Genomic DNA, 25,472 nt, shown 5'->3' on the forward strand with positions numbered 1-25,472 from the left:
AGGGTAACTGCCAGGGTCTAGAAATAATAGCTCAGCCGCAGTATTCCCATGCGCCCCCTGATGTGGTACTGATCTATCATAAGTTGGTAAGGTGTTAAGGAATACAGGGTGTAGTTGGTAACATTAAACAAATTGGTGACAGAAAAGATCAGGTCCATTCTTTTGGCAGTATAGGTGGCTTTGGCATCCATAAAAAAGTATTGAACTCCGGTGCTGTTCGATTTATTGCTGAAGCTATGCCTGGCTGTTACTTCAATATTCGTTTTCTTCAGGGGCGCCGCTCCCAGCGACAGGTACTGGTCAAGCCGGAAGGCATGATGCACCAGGCTGCCTGCCTTACTATCTGTTCCACTGGCGTGGGAAGTATTCCATGATCCCCTCGGTTCGTAAATAATGGTAATGGCAGGAGATATCTTTTTCATCAGTTTCGCGCTGAACAACAAGGCGTCATTATAACACGGCTGGGTAGTGTTGTTCAGGATCTGTACATACCTGAACCGGCTCCATTGAGACTTCAGTGAAAGCGTTGTTTTGAGCTTGAAAAGATATTTACTGAAACCGGCCTTTAAAGACAACCTGCTTTGCGTGTTCCTGTAGGGCAGGAAGACCGTCTTTTGTATATTGTTCAGGAATTCAGTAGACAGGATGGTTTCTGCGATCGTTTTGTCAAAGCTGATGGCCGAATTGATGAATAGCATGTTGATGGCCTTTTGGAAATTATAATTGGCCGCTAGCGAATGAGTGGCTTTCTGTTGCAGGTCGGCGTCTTTTGCATTGAATGTTCTATAATTTTCCAATATTCCACCCCGGTATATTCCCGAGATGTCACTAAAGCTGTTATTGAACGTATAGCTGGCGCCCAGGTACTGCTCCGGATTGAGATCGTACCTGAAATCAGCCGAAGGGTTAAAGAGGAGATTGTTGTTCTTCGAATCCAGACCATATTCCTGCTGGGAATAATGGATGTTTTGATAAGTTACCGGTAACAGAATGGTTGATCTTATACTTTTGTATTTAACCTGGTATTCCGGTGTAAAATAAATATTGTTCCTGTGCCATTGCAGATTGTTGCCCGCATCTCCTGAATATGGGGTGGTTCCTCCATTCCTGATCAGCTCCAGTTGTGAAACCAGGTCCTGCGATTCAATAATATAACCCGCGGTATATTTCTGTGTAAGTATAGTGCCGGGCAATCTGTACCCGAGATACAGATGGGAGAATAATGCGGGAATGCGCAGGTTTTGAATGACATCATCGTAATAATCCTGTTGATTGCCTATCTCAAAATTGTATCCACTTCCAATATCGAGGAATTGCCGATTCTCATTATAGCTAACAAGCCATCTTAACTCTCCGATACCCCTGCCCGGTAGTGATGGTATGTAGTTTATGTCGTTCGAGAAGTTTTTGATCTTTCTGTTTACGCCCTGGTTAAACGTGTTATCGTTGAATTGCATAAAGCTGCCGTTATCTTCATGACTAAGTTCAACTTTCATGTTGTTGTTGAGAAAATACGGCTCTTTATTGATCATTATATTGAATGAAGCATTCAGCAACGAGGGCTTGTTGGTAAGATACTGTCGTTCCCTGAAAGAGATGGTATCGTTGAGCAAATAGTTATCTGTTCTGCTCAGGTATTCCAGGTTATTCCTGTCGGTAAAAGCCTGCATATTTATTTTGAACTGAATATCATTCTTCGTTTTATAAAGATTGTTAAGGTTAATGATTTTGGAGTTATTGAAATAATAGTTGGGTAGGGGCAGGTCGGGCGGACCAATAGTGGCCATGGACAAAGCCATTTTAGGCGGCGTATTGTTGATCTCTGAAATGAAATTGGAAGCCCCCAACTGTTTAAAGTCGTCTGTATAGTTTACGCCGCTGTTGTTGAGCCCGATATTATTGAGCGCCTTGATGCGGCTGTTCAACAATACGGCTGTTGCCGATGCATCGTACAGCCGGGGCAAGCCTGCGCCAATCATTCCGTTGACCGATAGCTTCAGGCTGTTTTCGTCTTTCAGTACCAGGTTGAGCGCTGTATTATCAGTTGGTATTTTATTCTTAAGCACTTTGACAGGCTGGTGGTTCATGATGATGTCCACGCTTTCAATCATCTCTTTCCGTATCACTTTGGTGGCAGCACCATATCTTCCGGTCATCAGGTCGTCTCCATGAATGTACAGGTTGCTGATCTTTTTCCCATTGAAGTAAACGGAGCCGTCGTCGCCAACTTCAATGCCGGGCATACGCTTCAGCACATCGCCGATGCTTCTGTCTTCTTTCCGCGCGAATTTACTGACGTTGTAGTGCAGGGTATCGCCCGTTTGTTCAACCGGCGGTTTAGTTCGCACAATCACTTCGTTGAGAATGCCCGGATCGCGAACAAGTTTGAAATGATAAACATTTTGACCGGGTGAAAGGGCTATCCGTTGATTCCGGTGGCCTACATAGCTTGCTTCCAGCCAAAGTGGTAAAGCCGCTTCCCCGGCGGTCAGATTGAAGGTGAACGCGCCATTTTCGTCGGTAAAATCGTATTTTATGATAGTTGCTTTATCATTGACAAGGTTCACCGTGGCCGATGGCAGTGGTTTATTGGCGCTGTCACTTACAACACCGGTCAGTTTTCGTTGTTGGGCATAAGCAACAGGCGCCAAAAGGATAAGGAAGACAACGGCAGTAGTAACGAGCTGCCCGCGAATGTATTTAATCCTTCTCAAGGGGATTGTATTGTTTTATTTTTATCACCTTCTTTGTGCCCGTGCTGTCCATGGGCAGAACAAATATTCTGGCTTCCGGATGTTCGGCAAGGATGATCGCTTCAGGGTCCTGATCGAACGAAGCCCTTGTGCGATTGTAGCTTTTTAAATTTGTAGTAATGGTGTATGGGTCTTTCAAAAATGACATAACCGTTTCTGCTGAATCGTCGTTCCGGCTTATTCCCTTGCAGGTAAACACTACCTCGTTGTTTGTATCATGGGCTTCAAGTATAAGGCCCGGCAGGCCCTGCAGTTTCCAGGGACCATCCCGAAAAGGCAGATCGGGTGCAAACCAAACTTCATAATCCCGGCCCGCGTACCGGCCCAATGCCCGCTGACAGCCATACTTGTCGATCGTTTTTCTTTCCGGCCGCAGCTCCCAGTTTATTTTGGGCAGTTCCGTCTGTACTGTATATACCTTGGAGCCGATGAAGCCGGTTGTTTCCAGTTTCCGTTTAGGAATATCTTTCATTATTTCCTCTCTGATGGCAACACCCGATCTGCCTACAAAAAGCGCCGGACCGCCGGCTACAGCTTTCACCGGCCTTGGTGCCGCAGCCGTCTGCGTTTGCTGCAGCTTCCTTTTGGCAATACTGTTCCTGTCATTATCCTTATAGTCTTTTTCTGTACAATAGCGGCTGGTGCCTTTGCCCAGCGATAATACCATGTTCGATATATAGGGATTGTCTTTTTGTGAAAGATCCCGAACGTAACTGAATTCATACACCACATTCAGCGATATTGATTCCTGGGCAAAGGAAACACCGGCGGTTATAACGAGCAAAATGCCCAACAGCAATCTTTTTGTTTTCATCGTATAAAACATTTAATAAACAAAAATAGGCAAACAGCATTCGCACGCTTGTTATTCAGTATTCCGGATAATATGCAGGAACTGGTCCTTGTCCTTGTTGTTTTCAATCGGGTTACCGGTAAGCAATACCTGGTCATGGGCATTGGTGAGGGCGGTAAAATCACCAGCTCTTGCCAGCGAACTGTTTTTGATGGCGAAGGAATCCTTTAGGTCCAGTACCAGTGGAAAATGTATGTTGGGGAATTTATGGCTCTCAAACATAAACTTCAGCAACTCAAAATTATCCCTCGAATAACAAACGGGTATAATAGCAACTTTGCCAAAATCAGGGTCCTGCGATTGTATCTTGTCCCATCTCACCAGTTTTTCGAGACAGCTGGAACACGACACATTGATGAAGGCGTAAATTTTGTACTGGCTATTATCTGCTTTTAAAGTAACATTGTTTGTATCGGTTATATAGGGGTTATAAACTTCTGTTTGTGCAGGCATAACGATCTTTACGGCCGCATCAGCTGCTTTTTTGCGATTAATACAGGAAGGCAGCAGCCAGATACTTAATAGCAGCAAGTAATATATAGGCTTCATTACTTTGTAAGTTTTGCAACGCTGATGAATTTAGACAGGGGATTGTAAGTATATAACAGGGAATCATTGCGGGTAACGGCAAAATCTTTCACGTCGTTAGCCAGTTCCAGTCTTTGAACCGGTTTTCCGTCCCAGTCATATACGTAAATATATTTTCCATAGAACAAGTGTTTGGTGCCGTCTACATTGCCTGAATACAGCAGGTAAATAAAGTTGTTGGTCACTTCTCCCCGCACAAATGCCTGCCTGGTATTAGGTCCGCTGATGCTTATTTTTCTGCCATCACGTCCGCTGACTACTTTCATTTCAGGTTCAAATCCTTCCGTTCCTTTAACGACTATTGATTTGCGGGAGTTCAGGTCTATGATTTCGATCCTGTCGGTATAGCGGCTGGCCAGCACACATTTGTCTTTTGAAGGCCTTACAAACAGAAAACTTTCGTAAGCCATTTTCTGGGCCCGGTTGAATGATGCGGAACTGTCAGGCGCATAAGGTGTCATTTGATTGGAGATTTGGCCATTCATAAGGTTTATGGTCGCAATCTTGTAATCGTCTTTGGCGTCGTAATTTCCACTGGTCAGCAGGGTACTGTCGTTCAGTAATTGAACAGAGTAGTAGTGTCCGGGAGCTGGTAATTCCTTTATGAAATGATTGCTGCTGGTGTCCCGGAGGCTATCCAAACCTGTGCAAGTGATCTTTTCCTTGTTTACATCGTAGACCCACAAATAGTTATTTTCAAAACCATACGAATGGAAGCCCAGTGCCTGGCCTTCTTTTCTTCCTGCAGGAAGCAGGGGATGAAGGAATGTCTTTTCTTGCAGGTGGTATAAAGCAAAATGATACCTTTTCTCGCCGTTGGCACTTACAAAATATAAAATGGAATCGTTGTGAAGATCAATAAAGTCGGGAGTAAATTCATCAATCTTGCGCAGCTCAACTTCATCGAGCTTTTTTTCAACAGGAAAAGCTTCAAAATCTGTTTTTGATTGTTTGGGTGTATGGCTGTAGCAACCGGCAAAAAGGGTAACAGCCAATACATTTAAGAAAAGGCGTGTATTGGTAAACATGATTAGTATCTATGTAGGATGAAAAGATAATCAGTACTGATTAAATGAATAGTCAGTACTGATTATGTCAAATCTGGCGTGCCCGTTTTGGCACCGTCTTAATTTTTAGGAAACACTACTAGTAACCGCAGCTGGTTGAACCAGGGCGGCAGTTAATAACTATAATGTTGCTGGTGCCGTCTGAAGTGTAACATTCGTCGGCGGCATTTCCTGTGTAAGCGCAATTGTAGGCTGGCTCAACTTGAGCGAATAAGCTCGCTGTAATGGATAAAGTTGCGAAGGCGATTAAAAGCAATCCTTTCTTCATTTTAATAAAGGTTGATGGTTGGTTAATGTTGCTCGTCTTGAATATTTTGCAGATATAGGGCGTACAGCAATTCTCCCGCATGGGTGCAAGCCAATTCTATGAAGATGTTAACATGCAATAAAAATAAATATTGCGCATAATATAGAAAAGAAAAAACCTGCTTAACTTTTTGCTTAATTTTTTGCTTAACATTTTTCGCATCTATAACGGTTAGTTTCAATTGGTTTGTTAAATCACGGCATTGATCACGTAATTACAGGAAGCGGCTGATTTAATTTTTTTCAATTCTTTATTGCTGATGGTGATCCCCGGATAAAAGGTTTGATTTATCTTAGTCAATATTATCTCCTACCTTAAATAATCGTTCATTGAAAGCCGTTAACAATTTACTGATTGCAATAATCTCATTTTGCTGGGGAAGCTGTATGCGCCCTGCGCCAGCAGATATTGAACAGATCATAGCCGCAACTTCCAATAAAAAGGAACTGATAAAGCTGATCAGCCATTACCAGCAACCGAATGACAGCCTGAAGCTGAAAGCTGCCTATTTTTTGATCAGGAATATGGACGATCAGTTTCATCTGGCAGGTGAATCGGTGCAGGAATCCCGTAGAATTTTCAATCAAATGGATTCCCTGAACAAATTGGGTAAAGGCAGCGCCAGAAAAATATGGGATTCCCTGACAGCGTCATTGGGCCAACGGGTAACAACTACCCCCGATACTATTAAAGATATAGATATAATAACATGCGAGCTGCTGGTAGATAATATAGATAATGCATTCAACGCCTGGAATTACCCCTGGGCCCGCCGGCTGAATTTCGATGACTTCTGCAAATATATACTGCCGTATAAATTAAAAAATGAAAGCCCTGAAAGCTGGCGGGTAAACATGATGCAGCGGTATGCCTGGGTGCTTAAAACTGTTAAAGACAGTGGCAGCCTTATAGAAGCAGCCTCTTTGATCAATAATGATATCCGCAAGTGGTTCTATATCACGCCGAAATTCAACTGTGTTGGCGACCCTAACTGCGGCGAGTTGCTGAAATTAAAAGCGGGGCAATGTATCCAGGCTGCTCAACTGGCGGCCTATGCTATGCGTGCCATGGGTATTCCCGTTACACTCGATTATACGCCCTTCTGGGCAAATAAAAGCGGCAGGCACGACTGGAATAGTTTGATTTCCCCGCTCGGCGATATCACCTTTATGGGAGGCGAATCGGACCCGGGTTTTGAAAAAGTAGAAGACCCTGGTTACAATTATCTGGGCGCCACTCAAATGAAACGAAAGCGGGCAAAGATCTACAGGTACAGTTTTGAAAAAGTGACAGACACCATTAATGCCAGGCAGGTTGCTGATGTGCCCGTTTTTTTTCAGGACCATCATCACGAGGATGTAACAGACAGGGTTATTCCTGTTTCAACTATAACGCTTACGCTCGATACCATTCTGCCTCAACAGGGGCTGGCCTACCTGTGTGTTTTCAATAATAAACAATGGGAGCCGGTGCAGTGGGGAAAAACAGGCGCTGATAAAAAAGTGTCATTTGCCACTTTGGGCAGGGATGTCGTATACCTGCCGATGATATATCGTAATAATGAATACTGGCCGGCAGCCGACCCGCTTATTTTGCACAGGAACGGAACGGTACGTACCCTGCATGCCAATCTGCAGCAATGCAGGGAAATAATAATAGTAAAAAAGTACCCTGAAGACCAGAGTAACAATATTATACCCGGTTATAACTACGAACTGTATTACTGGAATAAAGAATGGATATCATTAGGAAAACAAATGGCAACGAAAGACTATCTGGTCTTTGATCATGTTCCTGAAAATGCATTGCTTTTTATCCGTAACCTGGATGCAGGGTTCCAGGAAAGGATCTTCACGTTCGAAAACAAACAACAGATATGGTGGTAAATAAAAGAACAGCAATAGCCCTTTTAACACTGGTTTTGCTTAATGCCTGCCGGTCAAAAATTAGTGTTCCGGTCAATCACGGGGAACCTGCGCTAATAATGGCTTCGACAATAACAGGTAATACGCACAATGCCATACCGCTGATAAATAAAAAATACAATAATAAACCCCGGCTGGCTGCGCTCGTGAACATACCTGACTATTGCGATACAATGCAGTCATTCACCATTAAGCAGGATGCAGCCGTGCAGGTATATGGGGTAGGAGAGCTGGTAAGGCCCCTTGCTCAGGTAAGAGCGCCTTATTTCCTGAAAAATGACGATCTGGAATTCTTCTTTCATCCTTCACAGAATGATCACCGTAATTACCTTTTCACTGCGGTGGAAGGGTTCATGGGTACTTCAGGGGCAAAGAAAAGTGCTATCACTTTTTCCAAAAAGATCGATTCGACTAACCATACTGCTGAATTTTTAATTTCCATTCCCTGGAATGAACTGGGCACGCAACCCAAAGAAGGTGTTGAAATGGATTTTGATTTTGCCGTAGGTGATAACGATGATGGCATAAGGCAGGAAGGAAAGATCGGATGGCATACCGGTACCGATCCTTTAGTGGATCATATTTATAATTATGGTAAGCTCCGGTTAACCGCGAAAAAGGACCTTTCTTCACAACAGGATTGCATTTATAGTAAATATAAAACTACGGATACTTTATGCTGGGATAATATTCCGGCCACTGCCATTGAAAAGGTCATTGCCGGAGAGGTAAAAGATAAATATGATTGCGGGGCTTTGCTAAGATCGTGTTGGGATAAAAAAAACCTTTACTTTTTAGTGAGAGTATACGATTTTTTTATTCAGTATGAGCGGCGATACATCTCAAAAGAAAAAGTTTCCACCTTAAAAACTTTATGTGATTACGGTTATATCGAAGATGATAAGGGGCGCATTGTATGGGCAATGAGTGCAATGAATACCATACATGCCGGCGGTTGTGTCAAGAACCGGCTTGCAGATACGGTGATCAGTTTAAAAGCTGGCACCTACACATTGAAATATTCGTCTGATGAATCACATGCCTATGGCCATTGGGACGCCGACCCGCCCTTAACTCCTTTTTATGGAATTGTTTTGTACCAGGCAAACTGAAAAAATGAATACCATCGATAAATTGTTAACACCGCTTGTTTTTCTCACTTTTGTTATTCTTTATGCTTACTATCTTTTCTATTACCCGTTTGCATTCAATTATCTATTGAATGAAAATGGCCAGTATTTCGCCGCCTTTGTAGCTTTATGTTGCTGGTTCGTAAGTATGTTGCTGTTCGTGTTTTCTAAAAAAAAGCCCGGTGTCAGGCAAAGCCTGTCAATGCTTTTGGTAAATGTATTTATCCTTTGCCTGTTATTCTGCCGTTACTACTCTTTTGCGAATGAGTATTTTACAAATATCACTGTTGTGATCCTGCTTTGTACGCTCTTGATGTGGACGGGTATACGAGTAGCGCATTTCCTGTTAATAGTTCTGGGAATTATGTTCTTCTGGCAATTATGCCTGGCCTTTGAACAGATGGGTGGATTTGCTCTCAACATTCAGAAACTGAACATCCAGGGAACATTGCAAAATTCGGGTGTATTCAGTTTTTATCTTGTCGCTCAACTTCCTTTCCTGTACTACCTCTTTTTTTCAATGACCGGCCTTTTCCCGGGTATGAAGCAGCCAATCATGCCCAAAAGGCTTGTGCAGTTATTGAAAGGTATAAAATGTATTGTTTTTGCCGTGGTGGTTGGCTTTGTTGTATTCATCGTGTGGCAATCGCAATCACGTACTGCGCTTTTGGCGCTGATCGTATTACTGCTTTATTTTTTCATACTGCATTATGGGAAAACAATAAAAGCAGTTATTTTAAAATTACCAAAGGTGCTTATCCTTACTGCTGCAGGAGTATTACTTGCCGCATTGGGTTATATGGCCTGGAACCTGTTTAATTTGAAAAAACTATCGGCACTTGGCCGCTTAATGGCCCTGGATACGGCAACAGATCACCTCACCGATCATTTCTGGTTGGGAACAGGAATAGGCCGGTTCACCTGGTATTACCCACAATGGCAGGCGCAATACTTTGCCATGCATTCGGCTCCTTCAAGGGATTACTTCCTGAGTGCCGGCGAAAGTTACATCCTTTTCAATGAATATGTTCAGCTCTTTCATACGATCGGGCTTCCGGGTTTTATAATTGTTGCATTGCTTTTAACAGGGTTCTTTGCTGCGAAGTCGATCCGCCACGCCGACCTGTTGAATGCAGCCAAGCTTACGGCCACCGGCATTCTTGTTTGTGGGCTTAGTTCTTATCCGTTGCATGTAAACTGCATGCTTATGTTGCTTGCATTGTGTTTTGCGATCGCAGCGGTTGTAAATGAAACCAGGTACGCCTGGTTTAAGATGCCCGGTCAATTATCCAATGCCCCTGCCAGACTGTTGCCTGCAATTCTCATCATACCAGCAGCAATAGTTGCTTGTCGGGCTTTCGGTTTATGGCAGGCAAAACAGGAATTAGATACACTGCGTAATCAGCTAAATGCATCGCGGACCGGCTTAAATGGAGAATATATCAGACTTATGGAGCCTTTTAAGTATAATGGAAAATTTTTAACTGAATATGGCATTTTCCTTTCAGAAGACAGTGCAGATTGCGTAAAGGCTTCCATTATACTGGAAGAAGCAAAAAAATATTTTATCTCCAGGATCACTATTGAAACGCTGGCAGAAGCATACAGAAAAAGCGGCAATCAAAAAAAAGCGATTGAAAATTATGAATGGTTGTGTCATTATTTGCCCAATAAGTTTGGAACGAAAGTGGAGTTATTAAAACTCTTCCATGAAACAAAGGACACCCTCAACGCCAGGGCGATAGCACATACAATATTGACAATGCCGGTAAAAATTCCTTCTACAGAGGTAGATAAGCTGAAGGCCGAAGCGGAAACTATATTAAACCACCTGCCATGATCCGGCGATATGGTTTTTGACCCTTGCAACCAGTAGGATTACCCTAACCTTCTGTAGATCCAGAAAGGAAGTCTTTTCAAAAGGAAAGCGATCAGCCACCACCGTTTTGTTATATAAGCCACCCGCTTTTTGGCTGCGATGGCAGCGATGATCTGGCGGGCAGCTTTTGTTACGGGCGCCACCCAGAATTGCCCATAACCTTTGGCCATTTTAGTATTTACAAATCCGGGACGGATATCGGTGACAACAATATCGAGTTGAAGTTTGCGGGCTTTTATGTTCAGGCCTTCTGAATAATTGCTCACATACGCTTTGCTGGCGCTGTAGGCGGGCGTCCAGCTGTTGCCTCTTACTGCCGCTACTGAAGAGATCACGGCCAGTTGGCCATGGCCCTGTTTGCGGAAATAATTAAAGGAGAAAGCGGCTATTTTTACAAAGCCCATTACGTTAGTGGTGGTAGCATCAATTTCTGTTTCCTCAACCAGGTCGGCAGAAGGTTCCCCATAGCCGGCGCTGTAGATCAACAGATCGAGGCCGTCTAATTTTGTTATCAGTGACTGCAGTTCCAGTACAGCATTGGCAGCCTGCACATCAAAACAGGCGGTTTCAATGGCCGCATGCTGCGTTTTCAGCTCCAGCAACAATGGCTGTCTTCTGCCCGTAACTGCCACTGTATGGCCCAGCATTATATATTGTTGCGCCAGCTCCCTTCCAATACCGGAAGTAGCGCCGATAATGATGATCTTCATATTGTGAGCTTCGCTTGTCAAAAATAGGGGTAATTATTAAAAATAATTGTATGTGAAAATAAATGCCTGGGGTGGATAAATAAAAAGAAAGAAAACGGCGCATAAGTTGTTATATAAACAATATGCGTACTCTAATTATTGACCAGGATTCCCAGGCTATAAAACATCTTGAAAAATTATTAAATGAGATCGCGCCTGAAAAGAAAATATGCGGCCGGTGCGGGGATATTAAAACTGCCCGGCAATGGTTGCAAAAAAATCCCCTGCCTGATCTGGTAATTGCTGCTATCGAGCTGCCCGATGGGTTAAGCTTTGAGATCTTTAAAACCCTGCCCAAAAAGCCACCGGTAATATTCACCTGCCTGTATGAGAAATATACCATTGATGCATTTAAAGCAAATGGGATCTATTATTTATTAAAACCTGTAAAAAGGGATGAACTGAAAGAAGCGCTTAACCGGTATGAAACTTTTTTTTCACCGGGTGAGCATGCCGGTGAAATTAAATTCATAGTAAAACCCGGCAAAACTTCCTGGCAGGAAAGGTTCCTCGTTACCATTGGCCGGCAAATGAAATTGATACCCGCAGAAGACGTGGCTTATTTTTTCACCGAGCAAAAAATTGTTTATCTGGTTACTTTTCAAAAGGTGAAATACAATACGGGATTTACGTTAGAAAAGCTGGAACAGCAACTGAACCCTTCCAGCTTCTTTCGTATTAACCGGCAGTTCATCATTAATATTTCTGCTATAGTAAAATTACTGCCTGCCAGTAAATCAAGAATGCAGGTGGTGTTGAAGCCTGAAACCATTCACGACACCATCACCAGTTTTGGCCGCACCGAATCATTTTGCAACTGGATGCTGGGCGGGTTCGAAATGGCTTAACTATATCCGCCCCAGAGGATCCTGAGCGTACTGAGCTCAGTCGAAGCATGGAAGGATCCCATTCAGCCCCTTAATACGACTATCCGGTATTCAATTTCTACCAGTGGGTATTTTGAAATTGTATCATGATAATATCAGCATAGAAATTGAGTTTAAAAAGTACCCTTTTATTCATTTAATGAAAACTACTGTGAAACTTAGTTTGATCGTTGCGTTTAGTATAACTGCATTCCTTGTTGTAACCTGCAAGCATGAGATCCCGCTCAAAGATGGAAATAATAACAGCGACACCTGCGGTACTATTGTATCTACTTATTCAGGCGGTGTAGCACCATTATTGACTACTTATTGTACAAAATGCCATAACGCTACCACTACCAGGGCTGGAATAGACCTAAGCGCCTACGACGGGGTAAAAACTGTTGCGCTTAATGGCAGGCTGCTGGGCAGCATAAAGCAGGCAACCGGGTATAAACCGATGCCGCCGGGAACTACCAAACTTACAGGTTGCCAGATTCGTCAAATTGAAAAATGGGTCTCAGCAGGGGCCATAAACAACTAAACTCATATGAATAACCAACGAATACGATTCCTGGCAAACAGGAAGCGATGGTACATTATGTCCATCATAACCGTCATGGCTACATTTACTACAGGGTGTTATTACGATAAAGAAGAATTGCTGTACCCCAACAGTGCGGTCGATTGTTCTACGGTATCGGCCACCTATGCCAAAGTGCAATCCATTCTGACGAACAAATGTAATAACTGTCACAGTGCGCGCAACGCGGCCGGAGGTGTGGTGCTCGAAACCTATGATCAGGTGAAGGCCCATGCCGGCCGCATTAACCAGCGCGCAATTGTTGAAAAAACAATGCCACCCACAGCGGCACTGGCCACTGAGGAAATTGCTATACTGAAATGCTGGATCAGCTCAGGCACACCTAATAACTGAACGATATTTATGCGTACATGGAAAAAGATAATAACAGGCGTCATCGTGCTGGCGCTGGCAGCAGCCGGCTATGGCTGGTTCCTGTATCAAAAACCACCGCCTGATATAAGAAAAGAAAAAGGCGGTATTGAAATAACGGCCATTGAGCTGTTAAAAGCATTTCAGCAGGATGAAATGGCCGGCAATGCAAAATATGTCGACAAGGTATTGATTGTATCAGGTATCGTTAACGGTATTCAAACCGATAGCAGCGGTCAGGCAACGGTGACCTTGCGAACAAACGACCTGCTTGCTGCCGTAACCTGCAGCTTTTACCAGGATGATGAAGGCGTAAAAAAAATTAAGACCGGTGCTCCTGTTCGTATAAAAGGAATATGCACCGGTATGTTAAGCGATATAGTATTAAACAAATGCAGCCTTGCGGAATAAGGTTGCCAATAAAATAAATTCTATTCTATGAAACAGATGCTGATTGCGGTTGTATTACTGGTGCTCACGATACCGGTTTTTTCGCAGAAAAGATATTTTACAAAAAGCGGTCAAATAAGTTTTGCCGCCGGTACGGCCGCGGAAGATATTGACGGGGTCAATAAGGCTACCACCAGTGTATTTGATGCCGCAACGGGGCAAATTGAATTTGCCTTGCTGGTTAAAGGGTTCGAGTTTAAAAGAGCCCTGATGCAGGAGCATTTCAATGAAAATTATATGGAAAGCGATAAGTTTCCCAAATCGGTTTTCAAAGGAAAGATCGTGAATATCGACAAAGTGAATTTTCAGAAAGATGGTTCTTACCCGGTAACTGTAAAAGGCGTGCTCGATATGCATGGAGAAAAAAAAGAAATAGAAACAACCGGTACCTTAAAAGTGACCGGGGAAACCGTTCATTCAGATGCTTCCTTTACCGTGTTACTGGCCGATTATAAAATTGAGATCCCCTCGCTGGTAAAAGATAAAGTTTCCAAAACAGTTACCATAAAAATTAACTGCAATTATAATGTGCTTAAGTAAAATCAAATCCTGGAACATACAAAAATTAGTGGCCGGCCTGTTACTGGTAATTGTTTCACAAATTGGGTATGCGCAGGGCGATCTGCTTTCCCTTGTTGAAAAGAACGACACCATAAAAAGAGAGCGGGTAACCAATGCATTTAAATCGTCCCGCGTCATCAACGGGCATTCTATAGAATTTCTGGGAAAAGGCGTGCTGGATGTTCGCATCCTGCATCGCTTTGGCGAAGTGAGTTCGGGCATCAGTAACCTGTTTGGGCTTGACCAGGCCAGCATGCGTTTTGGATTGGATTATGGTATCTCGAATAACCTCACCGTTGGTGTTGGCCGCAGCAATGTAGGGAAGGAACTGGATGGCTTTATCAAGTTCAGACCGGTTGCGCAAACCAAAGGCCCGGGTTCTTTTCCATTTTCCATTGTGCTGGTAAGTGGCATAACCCTGGGTACCCAGCCATGGACCGATACCACCCGCAAGAATTATTTCACCAGCCGCATGGACTTTTATAATGAGCTGATCATTGGCCGCAAATTCAGCGACCGCTTTAGTTTGCAGCTGGCGCCCATTTTTATTCATCGCAACCTGGTACAGCTGGCCAGTGAAGAAAACGACGTGTATGCCCTGGGCATTGGCACCAGGTTCAAACTGTGGAAGCGGATAGCTTTTGTGGCCGATTACCATTATATCGCAAAAGGGCTCGATAAAAAAATATACAAAGATCCCCTGTCTGTGGGCTTTGATATTGAGACCGGCGGCCATGTATTTCAGTTACATTTTTCAAATTCCACCGGTATGAACGAGAAAGCATTTATTACCAATACCACGGGCGACTGGGGCAAGGGAGAAGTGCGTTTCGGATTTAATTTATCGCGGGTGTTTACGGTCGGCAGGCATCATTAAGGAATCGGTTTTACAAATGAAGCTCATCATCATCTGTAACGGCATTCATGACAAATTTTCTTTGTGAAAAAGTATTTTGAGAACATTGGTGTTATACAAAAAAGCGCAACAAAGCAATGAGGCTGCCCCCGTTTTTAATACCATGGCGTCAGCGGTTAAAATGCCCCCTGCGAAACAGCAAAATCCAAACAGGTAACTAATTGCCATGCCATTAAATACTTTGTCGCTGAAAAGATCTTTGGGATTGGGCGTTTGGCCCAGTCCGGCTTTTGCATGATACTTTTTATTCCAGATAATAAAAGGCAATGTTTTAAAGGTCATTCCTAAAATAATGGCTGTCAGCCACCCGAAAAAGATCGTGAAACCATAAGTCAGTACCACATGGGTATTCACCGGCGAATTAAGCAGCATGGTAATTATGATTAGCAGGAATAATAGGGGCACTGCCATCATGGCTGCAGATAGCAGGGAGACCTTCATTTGTCCGTCAGGCTGTTTGCGAATGCGCAGCTGATAGGCTTTGAAGCAATAATACCCGAAAAGGACCAGTGCAATTGTAATAAGTGCAACAGGGATGAGGAACAGGAACGGCAATTGGATAAAAAGAAAAATGAAAACAAAAGCTAGTAGTCCTGCATTAATTAAAGCAAAGATCCATTTTAACAGGCTGGTGTTGCTGTATTGGGAAATTAAGAACAGGGGAATGAGTTTAGTGCCAACACCAATGACAAGTAGTAAAAACCATCCGGTAATGCCCAGGTGGGCGTGCAACGAAAGATAATGCAGCGAATCTTTGGGTAACAAATTATAAGTGAAATTAAAAACCAGCAGGCCGCCTATCAGGGTTGTAATGAATAACCAGATGCCTGAAGTGAGCACAAAAACGGCATGTATGTTTTCGTGCTGGCTTTTTAGAATGCTTGCCGTTACATTTATTAAATACAGCAGTACGGCAATATTAATTAGAAGGGCGCCCGATTGGGCAGGCCATAGCATATTAAAAGTATAAAACGACCACACCAACATGGGTATGCCCACTGCAGCAAAGGCAAAGGTGAAATGGGCCAGGGTATTACTGTACAGTTCTCTTTCAACCAGTATCGGCAATAGCTGGTGGCTTGAACCTAAGATGATCATAGTGCCCCAGCCAAGGGCCATCGTATGCGTAATGGCTAATAGTTGCGGTTGAAAATAATATTGTGAAAACGTGTGTGACGAAGTAAACAAAAGCCAGGCAGCTACCAGGAAAGCCAATGCCGCATAGATGTAAAATGGTACTACTACCTTGTGGGTGGTTGTTTTAACCAATTCGTTATGGTTATTACCTGTAAGCATCACGAATTGAAAATTAAAAGATGCACTTCCCGGTCGCTGATCTCTTTTATTCTGTAATCAAATTTCCTTTGCACCAGTTCGGGGAGCAGCAATACGGGAATGCGTTTATGATAAACAAATAAAGCAGTCCCTGCAGCTAAATTATCCAGCGCTTCCAGGATTGTTAACATGGGCAAAGGCATCTCCAGGTTTCTAACATCAATTGTTTGCAGCCGGTCTTTGAACCGTTCGAAGAGTTGGTTCCAGTTTTTAGTAGCATCGGTGAGCGGTGTATTATTTGGTGGCGCCGTTGCTGACCGCCCGTAAAACCAGGTCTCTACCAGGTTGTTATTAATTGCTGTGGCATAGGATTCGAATCCCTGTTTCTGCAACAGTTTCATTAAAGGCGTGGGCTCAAATGTGTTCTGGATCTTCAGGACCTGTTTAGGTTGAAGCGCCCTGATCTTTTCAAGGATAATATTCAATGGATCTTTTCCCGATGCCATCACCGGCCGCACATCCAGCACAACAATTTGTTCTTTTTGAATCGACCTGATAAAATCAGGTGCCTCTCTTTTTTCTTCAGCGAAAGCAGGGACGGTTTCGTCAACAACAAAACCCAATGGTTGTAGTTTTTCAAAAAGCTCATGTAGCCGGCAGCCGCTGATCTTACTGGCCATTGAAAGGGAAGCCCGCCCTGCCATTAATTTTCTCAATACTGGATTTCGCAACTTCTCAAATTTGGGAGAAATGCTAACGATGGCTTCCAACGCCGCGGGATTATGCTTTAAAATAGCGGCAATTTTTGTATTGGCTGTTATAACCATGGCGGGGTGATCATTTAGTATGTAACAGGATCTCTTCCAATTCGGCTGGTTTCAATATTTCCTGTAAATGATTAAAAAGGGTCCTTTCCTCAAACCGGATATGCGCTTCCAGTAAATTGGCAAAATGCTGCAATAATTGTTTATCGATCCGGTTGTTTTTTATAGAGTCAATAAGAAGATACAGTTGGGCATGTTCAGCTTCTGCCTGCTTGCGCAATGGATCTTCAGCGGGTAGTTTACTGAAAATAAGTTCTTCTTCTTCCTTAAAATGTTTTGCCAGGTCTTTCTCAAAGAAATCCAGTATATACTTGCCGATAGTCGCGGCAGCTGTGTTTTTGTTTATATCCTGCCTTATCTGCCAAATATGCAATAAGCCAAAATGATGGTCTTTTGAAAATTGAACAAACGCCTTACTGCGTTTAATTGGTTTATGCGTTTCCATGATTAAAATTTTTATCAGTTGCCGCTGAAACAAAAGTAGGAGGATTTGAAATGGCTGATATAGAAGTACTGCAATACTTTTATTAATTGACGAAGTATCATCTGTTGGCCTGATGACTGTCAGGCCAGCAGATGACCATATTCATAAATTTGGAGGCTATATGGCTTATTGAACAGGTACATTCTCAATTTTGTCGGCCAGCCGTGGCGCTTCTTTCTTCATCATATTGGTAATGACCGAGTGCATCCACAATAAACTGGCGCCCGATAACAGGCATACGAACATCCAGGAGCTGGTCCATAGGCCCGTTACGTTTAACAGATACCCAAACAGAATAGGGCCAATAAAACCGCCTAATCCGCCGAGCATACCCACCATGCCGCCAACAGCGCCAATTTCTTTCGGAAAATATTCCGGTATATGTTTGAACACGGCAGCAGTACCAATACCCCAACACGCGCCTATCAATGTAATGAAGACCACAAACATCCACCGGTTTGCATTGAAAAAGATCAGGGTTGTTCCCTTTGCCAGTAATTGTTTTTTTGCCACTTTATCGCCCTGTTTTACCACCGGTTCCTGCCAAACATCTTTTCCCGGTAATATCATGGCCTCCCGGTCACTATTCCCAAATTTGTTGGTTTTTTGTATAACAGGATATTGCTTTTGATCAACCTGTATAACCGTATTGGAGACATTTGTAACAGTACCGGCCTGTGTTGCCATAATGCCGGTACCAGGCGTAAAAATTTCCATGCGTGGTATCATCAGCAAAAAGCTTAACACAATTGAACTGTTAAGCACCCAGTACATCACCTTGCGGGCGCCGTATTTATCACTCAGCCAGCCGCCAACAGCCCTGAAAGCACCTGCTGGCAAACTAAAGGCTGATGCCAGAAAACCTGCCGTGATGAGGTTTACACTATACACATTAACAAAATAGGGCAGCAGCCACTGCGAAAAAGTAACAAAGCAGCCAAAGGCCAGAAAATAGTACAACCCAAAGCGCCAAACCCGCACGTTCTTTAATGGCTGTAATAATTTAAGCAGTGTTTTATCTGATGTCTCCGGTTTTTTGTTTTTGGTGAATACCATGAAAAGAACGCCCATAACAGCTAACGCAACCGCATATATAACCGGCAATTGCCGCCAGCCTTCGGGATTGCTTCCATTGCCCGTCAATGATTTTAATAAGGAAGGCGCCATCAAGGTGGTAAGGGCAGACCCAATATTGCCCATTCCGAACAATCCCAATGCCCGGCCCTGCCAGTTTTTAGGATACCATACAGAAGTAAATCCAACCCCAATCGAAAAACCAGTACCTAATAACCCAAAGAAAAAGCTCAGCGCCAGAAAAGCCCCATAACTATTGGCTTTTGATAAAAGGAACATAGGGATTGAACAGCCCAGTAATAAGGTAGAGAAAACCCATTTGCCACCAATCCGGTCCGTGATCATGCCCATTGGCAGCCGCATCAATGATCCGGTAAGCACCGGTACACCCAACAACCAGCCAACTTCTACCAGGCTCCAGTTAAAAATACCGGCATCAACAAGGTAGGTTACCAATACGCCGTTCAGCATCCAGCCGGCAAAACAAACAGTAAAAGCAAGGGTGTTGAAGAGCAGGATCCGGTGTGCGGTAGGTGAAGGTGCACTGTTCATATACTTATAATTAAACCGTAAAAACTTTTTTTAAATCACTGGCAATAATAGCTGGCCCTGCTAAGATATCTTATTACCGAATTGGGCTTTGTATTTTACCTGTATTTCACAAAAATATTTTCAGTAAATTACTCTGTGCCTGACCATGTCACGCATAAAGGCATGATTTCTATCAGGTATTTTTTATTGGCGGCACTCTATTTTTACACTATTCGTATGACAGTTATGAAGTTCCGACTCAACAAAAAAGCATTCCTCGTTGCATTGTGCTGTTGTATTATTACCGTGGCGTTGGTGTTTTATGGTTCCCGCAAGCTACAGAATTTTGATGCGGCCTTAATAGCCTACTTATTCGGTACGGTGTTCGCCCTGTTTGGCATCATCTATCGCTACTGCGTTTGGTTGCAGCGGCCGCCCACCTGGATGTATTTTAAAAGGGGATGGCAACTGCTTTTTTCAAAAAGTTTTGTGGAATATGCCGGCCTGTCGATCCAGAAGCTGGTGCGCAATATCGCATTTCAACGGTTTATTTATCCGCGTGGAAAAGCAAGATGGTGGGGCCATTTTCTGTTGGCAACGGGCTGCCTGCTGGCATTTTCAGTTACCATCCCGCTCACCCTGGGCTGGATCCATTTTACCATGAACCCTGCCACCAGCATCGATCCCGCCGATACCAATTTATACGAAGCCCATTTGTTCGGGTTTAAAGTAATGGAGTTTAAGCTGGGCTCATGGATTGCGTTTTTCATTTTTCATATTCTCAACTGGTGCTCGTGGCTGGTGATCATTGGCTGTTTATTATTTATGCGCCGCCGCTTAACGCATGCGGGGCAAATTGCCACCCAAACCTTTGAAGGCGACTGGCTGCCGCTGATCTTGCTAATAGGCATTTCCGTTACCGGGTTGGGACTTACCTACGATTATGAATTTCTGAAAGGTAAAACATATGAATTTATGGCGGTAACACATGCGGTTACCGTGATACTGTTTTTGATCTGGATCCCGTTTGGAAAGTTCTTTCATATCATACAACGGCCAGCGCAGGTCGGCGCGCATTTATATAAAAAGGAAGGCGAGAAAAAAGGAATGGCTGTATGCCCGCATACCCATAAACCATTTGCCACCCAAATGCATATCGACGATCTGAAAACCGTAACCACCGAATTGGGTTTTGATTTTACGTTGGAAGATGGCAGCTCGCACCTTGACCTGAGCCCCGAAGGAAAAAGATCGGCCCTGGCAAAGGCGCACCTGAAGGCCCGTGAAGAAAGTGGTAAGTTTTTCGGGTAAGAACAATTTCTATTTTAAGCAGTTTGAAATAAATACTCATGGCTACATTACCAGTTCCGGCAGAAAAGCTCATAGCGCAATTTGGACCTCATTTGAATTTTGCTCCCCAGGAAGGTTTTGCGGGAAGAGATGAGCCTGATAAAGTGGTGGAAACCCATTGTTGCTTTTGTGGCATGCAATGTGGAATAAAATTGCTGGTTAAAAATAATAAGGTAGTTGGTTTTGATCCCTGGATGGAATTTCCTTTTAATGAAGGCAGGCTTTGTCCCAAAGGCGTACAGCGGTATTTGCAAAACAACCATCCCGACCGCTTGCTGGAACCGCTTCAACGAGTGGAAGGCGTAGGCTTTAAACCTATGAGCTGGGAAGCCTCGATGGAAAAAACGATTGCCGAAATAAAGCGCATTCAACAAACTTATGGCAATGATGCATTCGCCATGTTGTCAGGCGTATCAATTACCAACGAAAAAAGTTACCTCGTCGGAAAATTTGCCCGCGTGGCATTGAAGACCCGTAACCTCGATTATAATGGTCGCCTTTGCATGGTAAGCGCCGGCGCCGGTAATAAAAAAGCGTTTGGACTCGACCGGGGCTCCAATAACTATTCAGACCTCGGCAAGGCCGAAGTGATCATGGTTTGCGGGGCCAACGTAAGCGAAACATTTCCCACGCTAACGCATTGGATCTGGCAGGCCAGGGACAATGGCGCCAAATTGATCGTCGTTGATCCAAGGGTAATACCACTGGCACGCACAGCTGATCTGCATTTAGATATACGGCCGGGAACCGATTCGGCCCTGTATGGCGCCATGCTTCGCTACCTGGTTGAAAAGGATCTGCTGGACCATGATTTTATAAATAACCATACAAGCGGTTTTCAACAAACCATCGATGCGGTAAAAGATTATACCCTTGAATGGGCAGAGCAGGTGACTGGTATTGCCAAAGAAAAAATTGCCATCGCAGCCGAATGGTGGGGCAAGGCCGCGACCAGTTTTTTATTGCATGCAAGAGGTATTGAGCACCATTCAAAAGGAGTCGACAATGTGCTGGGCTGCATAAACCTGGTGTTGGCTACCGGAAGAATTGGCAAACCGTATTGCGGCTACGCCACCATAACGGGGCAGGGCAATGGCCAGGGCGGTCGCGAGCATGGTCACAAATGCGATCAGCTGCCCGGCAATCGCGATATTAATAATCCCGCACATAGAAAATACATTGCGGAGGTTTGGGGTATTGAAGAAAGCGAAATGCCCAGTGCCGGCTATACTGCGTATGAACTGATAGAAGCTATTCACCGCGGTGAAGTAAAAGGACTGATCTCCCTCTGCTTCAATCCATTGGTATCATTGCCCAATAATAATTATGTTCGGGAAGCATTTGAGAAACTGGAATTTTATGCTACCATAGATTTCTTTATGAACGAAACGGCGCGCCATGCAGATATTATTTTTCCCGGTTCTTTACATGAAGAAGAGGAGGGAACCGTTACTACGGCCGAAGGCCGCGTAACCCGGATACGCCAGGCCGTTACCCCACCGCGGCACGCCCGCACCGATACTTCTATCCTTCTTGAATTAGCTAAACGCCTGGGCGCCGGTGATAAATTTTCTTATAACAGCAGTGAAGATATTTTTAATGAGCTCAGGGTGGCATCACGGGGAGGAACTGCTGATTATTATGGCATCACCTACGAAAAAATTGAAAAGAACATGGGCGTATTCTGGCCCTGTCCCACTATGGACCACCCCGGTACACCGCGTTTATGGGAAGACAGGAAATTTGCCACTGTCGATGGAAAAGCCCATTTCAATCCGGTGCTGTATAAAGACCCCGGAGAAGTGGTAGATGCCGAATACCCTGTAGTGCTCACCACAGGCAGAGTAGTATCGCAATACCTGAGTGGTACGCAAACCAGGCGCATTGGCAAACTGGTAAATCAATATCCCGAGCCTTTACTCGAGATACATCCCGAGCTGGCAGCTAAATATGGCATTGCACAGCGCGAACTGGTGAAAGTGATCACCCGCAGGGGTGAGGCGGAGTTCCCGGCAAATATTGTAGAGACCATTCGCAAGGATACGGTCTTTATACCTTATCACTGGCCTGGTCGTAAATCGGCTAATCAGTTAACACCGGGAACGCTGGACCCTATTTCCAAAATACCCGAATTTAAAGTGTGTGCCTGCCAGTTGGTACCGTTAAGAAAACAGGCGCCTTCGCCGCAGGAATCACATGCCTATGACAGTATTTAATAATAGTCCACACTAAAAACGATCGCATGACTACCTATTACAAAACCGAGATGGAATTTTTTGTGGATATGCAGCGTTGCATTGGCTGCAAGGCCTGTGAAGCGGCCTGCGCCGAATGTGAAACCAACGGACAGCAGTCCATGATTCATGTGAATTATGTGGAGCGGGCGGTAACTATACAAACCACGGTACAGGTGTGCATGCATTGTGATGATCCCGTATGTGCGAATGTTTGTCCGGCCGATGCCATCAGCAAAGATGAATTTGGGGTAGTGCATACCGCCAATTCAGCCCGCTGTATAGGTTGTTCAAATTGTGTAATGGCCTGTCCGTTCGGGGTGCCCATCAAGGAAGAGAAATACGACATGATGATGAAATGCAACATGTGTTACGACCGCACCAGCGCCGGTAAAAAGCCCATGTGCGCCACCGTATGCCCCAGTCAGGCCCTGTATTATGGAACCAGGGAAGAAATGCGGAAGATGCGGCCCAACAGCGTGCCGGTAAATACTTTCCAGTTCGGCAAGCTGGAAGTAAAGACCAAGGTTAATATCATGATGCCGGCAGGTTCAACCAGGTTGAAAGTTGACTAACAAAACGATTTATAGTTATCATTGAATATTTGTTACTATGTCTGATAATAATGAGAAATATCCTGATTGGAAAAATGATTTCCCCATCAGTCAGTCAGAAACTACGTCCGTAACCCGCAGACAGTTTGCAAAATTCCTTTGCCTGGTATCGGGCGGTTTGGCAACAGGCAGCGCATTTGTGGCCGCGAAATCTGTTCTTTCCCCCGACAAAAAAATAAAGGGCGCACACCGGGTGTGCAGTATTACTGAATTACCGGTAGGTGGCACCAGGTCATTTGTTTTGGAAGGAAGCACCACGCCTTATATCCTGATACACCTCGAAAACGGTGAGTTCAAAGCCTATGAACAAAAATGTACCCATCTGTCCTGTGCGGTATTTTATAAACCGGGCAGCGGCAAAATTGAATGTCCCTGCCATAATGGTTGGTTCGATGCCATGACGGGTGAAGTGCTGCAGGGCCCGCCGCCGCGACCGCTTCCGCGGTTGGATGTACAGGTGAAGGGGAACGATATTTTTGTTGCTGCGGCAAAAGAAGAGGCATAACAACACGATAAATTAATTTAGGATACCATGAGTACTTTTCGCAGGGCGCAAAGCCAGGCACATCCCAACAAGACCAGCACGCTGATGCTGGCCATCATCGTGCTGTTGATCCTGAACGTGACCATTCAGATCTGGTTGCTTTACAGTGGGCTCAACAATGCATTGGCACATAACAGCGGCATTGCCTTTCCCGCCTTCATAGCATCGCTGGTTATTTTCATTATCAATTGCTGGTTGCTTTATTACCTGCCGCGGAGCCGGCAATAGCCAGTTGAAATGTCAGGCATTATCCTGAATTGGCCGGCAGTGGAAAGGCTCATACAATTGCTTAGCTAACACCTGGCCTATTTAGCCAGGTGAATTCCTTCCGTATCATCTATGCGCGCAATGATGCCCCAGCCATAGAAAAAATTGGCCAGCCCTATCAGCACTTCATTTTTACCTTTCTTTAGCGGCAACTTTATTACTGCGTTCTCGATCGAGCACCTTCCCCGGGGAAATTTTTGACCAGGGGTGCCATAGAAATTTTTATCGGCAAACAGGAACTGTCCATTTACATAAAGGCAGATCTCATCCACAAAGCCGAGATGAAGCGTACGCTCCTGCGCACTGTCCGATTCAATCGTTGTTTTCAACCAGGCAAGCCGGCGTTTGGTGAATGGTGTACGGCCGAAAAGCCGGGTTATATTAATTACGCCACGGGGTTCTGCCCATATGGGCGTCCATGTTGTTGTGCTATCTGGGAAGCCAACGCTTTTGAGCGGCCCGGCCAAATAGGGAAATGGCGGCGGGATCTCTTTCCCAAAAGCAAAATCGCTGGCCGGGCTTACCTGCCAGCTACGCAGGTACCGGGTATCATTGTACGTGGATATATATCCCGGCGCTGCACAAAGACCCTCAACGGAGTCGGGTCTTATTATAAAATTGGCGATGGTTACATTGCCGCCTGAAAAAGCGATGCCGCCTTTTTCCAGGCCGCCTTCCAGTGCCGGCACCATCAATGCGGGCCGGTTCATATCATTTACATAAGCTTTCATTTGTTTGCCCGACACTACAAGTTTTACATGGTTCCAACCGGGTATGTTCAGGGTGGCGCCTGCCTGGTATTCATCCGTCAGGTTCCACATGCTCGTACTGTCAACGATCGCCGCATATTGCAGGGTAGTTCGGCTTTCGGGTGAGGTGGTGCCAAAATAGCGCAGGTAAAAATGATCCCCCTGTTTACTGTCGGGCGACAGGCGGAAGGCTACACCGGGAAATCCCTGGCCCAATGCTACATCATATTCAATAATACCGTTTGAAAATTGAACCTCTTTAGGAAACAGGGGCAGCGGTTTTTTAAGGTGAGCAGCCTTCACATTATTGTATAAAATAAATTCTACGCCACTGGTATCGTATCGCCAGTAGGCCGGCTCCATAGGAATGGTGATCTCCTTTGCAGCCGGCTTTTTGTTTTTTTGAGCAAAGGCAGAAAAAGCGAACAGGAAAAGAATACAGGGAAGGATGGTGATTTTTTTGAATATTAATTTCATAAAGGCTGTTTTATAACTTTATGTGTTAGCCCAACAAGTTACATGGGTAT

At 44.4% G+C, this 25,472-nt stretch carries 24 protein-coding genes; 14 read left to right on the top strand and 10 right to left on the bottom strand.

The genetic code is table 11. The features are described from left to right. Positions 1–17 precede the first annotated feature (17 nt). Genes A3860_RS13145 through A3860_RS13160 form a run of 4 tightly spaced genes read right to left on the bottom strand, consistent with a single transcriptional unit; the run spans position 18 to position 5,222 of the window. Positions 18–2,714 carry a carboxypeptidase-like regulatory domain-containing protein gene (locus tag A3860_RS13145; protein ID WP_158085230.1) on the bottom strand — a complete coding sequence of 899 codons (2,697 nt, stop codon included), beginning with the start codon at positions 2,712–2,714 and terminating at the stop codon, positions 18–20. After that, positions 2,701–3,567, bottom strand: coding sequence for a GLPGLI family protein (locus tag A3860_RS13150; protein ID WP_158085231.1), 867 nt, complete (start codon positions 3,565–3,567; stop codon positions 2,701–2,703). Before A3860_RS13150 ends, A3860_RS13145 begins: the two co-directional genes overlap by 14 nt. Before the next feature lie 51 nt (positions 3,568–3,618). Next, complete coding sequence (locus tag A3860_RS13155) at positions 3,619–4,155, bottom strand: hypothetical protein (RefSeq protein ID WP_081147176.1); 537 nt, start codon at positions 4,153–4,155, stop codon at positions 3,619–3,621. Then, positions 4,155–5,222 carry a BF3164 family lipoprotein gene (locus A3860_RS13160; protein WP_081147177.1) on the bottom strand — a complete coding sequence of 356 codons (1,068 nt, stop codon included), beginning with the start codon at positions 5,220–5,222 and terminating at the stop codon, positions 4,155–4,157. The genes A3860_RS13155 and A3860_RS13160 overlap by 1 nt, the downstream gene beginning before the upstream one ends. Positions 5,223–5,954: 732 nt before the next feature. Here A3860_RS13160 and A3860_RS13175 point away from each other — a divergent pair. The 3 genes from A3860_RS13175 (at position 5,955) to A3860_RS13185 (ending at position 10,463) form a co-directional block, all read left to right on the top strand. Continuing rightward, entirely contained in the window at positions 5,955–7,454 is a 1,500-nt protein-coding gene (locus tag A3860_RS13175) for a transglutaminase-like domain-containing protein (RefSeq protein WP_143774076.1), read from the top strand. 98 nt (positions 7,455–7,552) lie between these two features. Next, complete coding sequence (locus A3860_RS13180) at positions 7,553–8,605, top strand: sugar-binding protein (protein WP_158085232.1); 1,053 nt, start codon at positions 7,553–7,555, stop codon at positions 8,603–8,605. Further along, positions 8,577–10,463 carry an O-antigen ligase family protein gene (locus A3860_RS13185; protein ID WP_081147182.1) on the top strand — a complete coding sequence of 629 codons (1,887 nt, stop codon included), beginning with the start codon at positions 8,577–8,579 and terminating at the stop codon, positions 10,461–10,463. Before A3860_RS13180 ends, A3860_RS13185 begins: the two co-directional genes overlap by 29 nt. Positions 10,464–10,501: 38 nt before the next feature. Here A3860_RS13185 and A3860_RS13190 read toward each other — a convergent pair whose 3' ends face one another. Then, entirely contained in the window at positions 10,502–11,233 is a 732-nt protein-coding gene (locus A3860_RS13190) for an SDR family NAD(P)-dependent oxidoreductase (protein WP_216823431.1), read from the bottom strand. Positions 11,234–11,334: 101 nt separating this feature from the next. On the opposite strand from A3860_RS13190, the gene A3860_RS13195 reads away from it, so the two are divergent. The 6 genes from A3860_RS13195 to A3860_RS13220 all read left to right on the top strand — a co-directional run bounded on the left by A3860_RS13195 (position 11,335) and on the right by A3860_RS13220 (position 14,960). Beyond that, complete coding sequence (locus A3860_RS13195; protein WP_081147184.1) at positions 11,335–12,099, top strand: LytR/AlgR family response regulator transcription factor; 765 nt, start codon at positions 11,335–11,337, stop codon at positions 12,097–12,099. Between the two features lie 190 nt (positions 12,100–12,289). Further along, positions 12,290–12,661 (top strand): hypothetical protein, encoded by a 372-nt coding sequence (locus A3860_RS13200; RefSeq protein ID WP_143774077.1) that lies wholly within the window; start codon positions 12,290–12,292, stop codon positions 12,659–12,661. 6 nt (positions 12,662–12,667) lie between these two features. Continuing rightward, positions 12,668–13,054, top strand: a complete 387-nt coding sequence (locus A3860_RS13205) for a hypothetical protein (protein WP_143774078.1) — start codon at positions 12,668–12,670, stop codon at positions 13,052–13,054. 9 nt (positions 13,055–13,063) lie between these two features. Then, the gene (locus A3860_RS13210) at positions 13,064–13,483 is read left to right on the top strand and encodes an OB-fold protein (RefSeq protein WP_081147187.1); all 420 of its coding nucleotides are present in this window, start codon (positions 13,064–13,066) and stop codon (positions 13,481–13,483) included. Between the two features lie 27 nt (positions 13,484–13,510). After that, positions 13,511–14,062, top strand: coding sequence for a YceI family protein (locus A3860_RS13215; RefSeq protein ID WP_081147188.1), 552 nt, complete (start codon positions 13,511–13,513; stop codon positions 14,060–14,062). Continuing rightward, positions 14,049–14,960, top strand: coding sequence for a DUF5777 family beta-barrel protein (locus A3860_RS13220; RefSeq protein ID WP_245843536.1), 912 nt, complete (start codon positions 14,049–14,051; stop codon positions 14,958–14,960). The genes A3860_RS13215 and A3860_RS13220 overlap by 14 nt, the downstream gene beginning before the upstream one ends. A 45-nt stretch (positions 14,961–15,005) precedes the next feature. Here the strand turns inward: A3860_RS13220 and A3860_RS13225 are convergent, their stop codons facing one another. The 4 genes from A3860_RS13225 to A3860_RS13240 all read right to left on the bottom strand — a co-directional run bounded on the left by A3860_RS13225 (position 15,006) and on the right by A3860_RS13240 (position 19,208). Continuing rightward, positions 15,006–16,295 carry a cation-translocating P-type ATPase gene (locus tag A3860_RS13225; protein WP_081147189.1) on the bottom strand — a complete coding sequence of 430 codons (1,290 nt, stop codon included), beginning with the start codon at positions 16,293–16,295 and terminating at the stop codon, positions 15,006–15,008. Next, positions 16,295–17,101: a DUF2249 domain-containing protein gene (locus A3860_RS13230; protein ID WP_081147190.1), complete on the bottom strand. Its 807-nt coding sequence runs from the start codon at positions 17,099–17,101 to the stop codon at positions 16,295–16,297. Before A3860_RS13230 ends, A3860_RS13225 begins: the two co-directional genes overlap by 1 nt. A gap of 10 nt (positions 17,102–17,111) precedes the next feature. After that, positions 17,112–17,543 (bottom strand): hemerythrin domain-containing protein, encoded by a 432-nt coding sequence (locus A3860_RS13235; RefSeq protein ID WP_081147191.1) that lies wholly within the window; start codon positions 17,541–17,543, stop codon positions 17,112–17,114. Between the two features lie 165 nt (positions 17,544–17,708). Further along, a complete protein-coding gene (locus A3860_RS13240; protein WP_081147192.1) occupies positions 17,709–19,208 on the bottom strand; it encodes an MFS transporter in 1,500 nt (499 codons plus the stop codon). Positions 19,209–19,433: 225 nt separating this feature from the next. Between A3860_RS13240 and A3860_RS13245 the strand changes: the two genes are divergently transcribed. The 5 genes from A3860_RS13245 to A3860_RS13265 are packed head-to-tail and all read left to right on the top strand — an operon-like array spanning position 19,434 to position 24,157. Next, a complete protein-coding gene (locus tag A3860_RS13245; protein WP_173820209.1) occupies positions 19,434–20,498 on the top strand; it encodes an MFS transporter in 1,065 nt (354 codons plus the stop codon). A 38-nt stretch (positions 20,499–20,536) separates the two neighbouring features. Next, complete coding sequence (locus A3860_RS13250; RefSeq protein ID WP_081147193.1) at positions 20,537–22,753, top strand: molybdopterin oxidoreductase family protein; 2,217 nt, start codon at positions 20,537–20,539, stop codon at positions 22,751–22,753. A 26-nt stretch (positions 22,754–22,779) separates the two neighbouring features. After that, positions 22,780–23,346, top strand: coding sequence for a 4Fe-4S dicluster domain-containing protein (locus A3860_RS13255; protein WP_081147194.1), 567 nt, complete (start codon positions 22,780–22,782; stop codon positions 23,344–23,346). Between the two features lie 37 nt (positions 23,347–23,383). Then, entirely contained in the window at positions 23,384–23,890 is a 507-nt protein-coding gene (locus tag A3860_RS13260) for a Rieske (2Fe-2S) protein (RefSeq protein WP_081147195.1), read from the top strand. A 27-nt stretch (positions 23,891–23,917) separates the two neighbouring features. Next, complete coding sequence (locus A3860_RS13265; protein ID WP_081147196.1) at positions 23,918–24,157, top strand: DUF6755 family protein; 240 nt, start codon at positions 23,918–23,920, stop codon at positions 24,155–24,157. Between the two features lie 77 nt (positions 24,158–24,234). Here A3860_RS13265 and A3860_RS13270 read toward each other — a convergent pair whose 3' ends face one another. Then, complete coding sequence (locus A3860_RS13270) at positions 24,235–25,422, bottom strand: hypothetical protein (protein ID WP_081147197.1); 1,188 nt, start codon at positions 25,420–25,422, stop codon at positions 24,235–24,237. Positions 25,423–25,472: the final 50 nt, after the last annotated feature.

The sequence above is a fragment of the Niastella vici genome, assembly GCF_002077945.1.
In the GTDB taxonomy this organism is placed as follows: Bacteria; Bacteroidota; Bacteroidia; order Chitinophagales; family Chitinophagaceae; genus Niastella; species Niastella vici.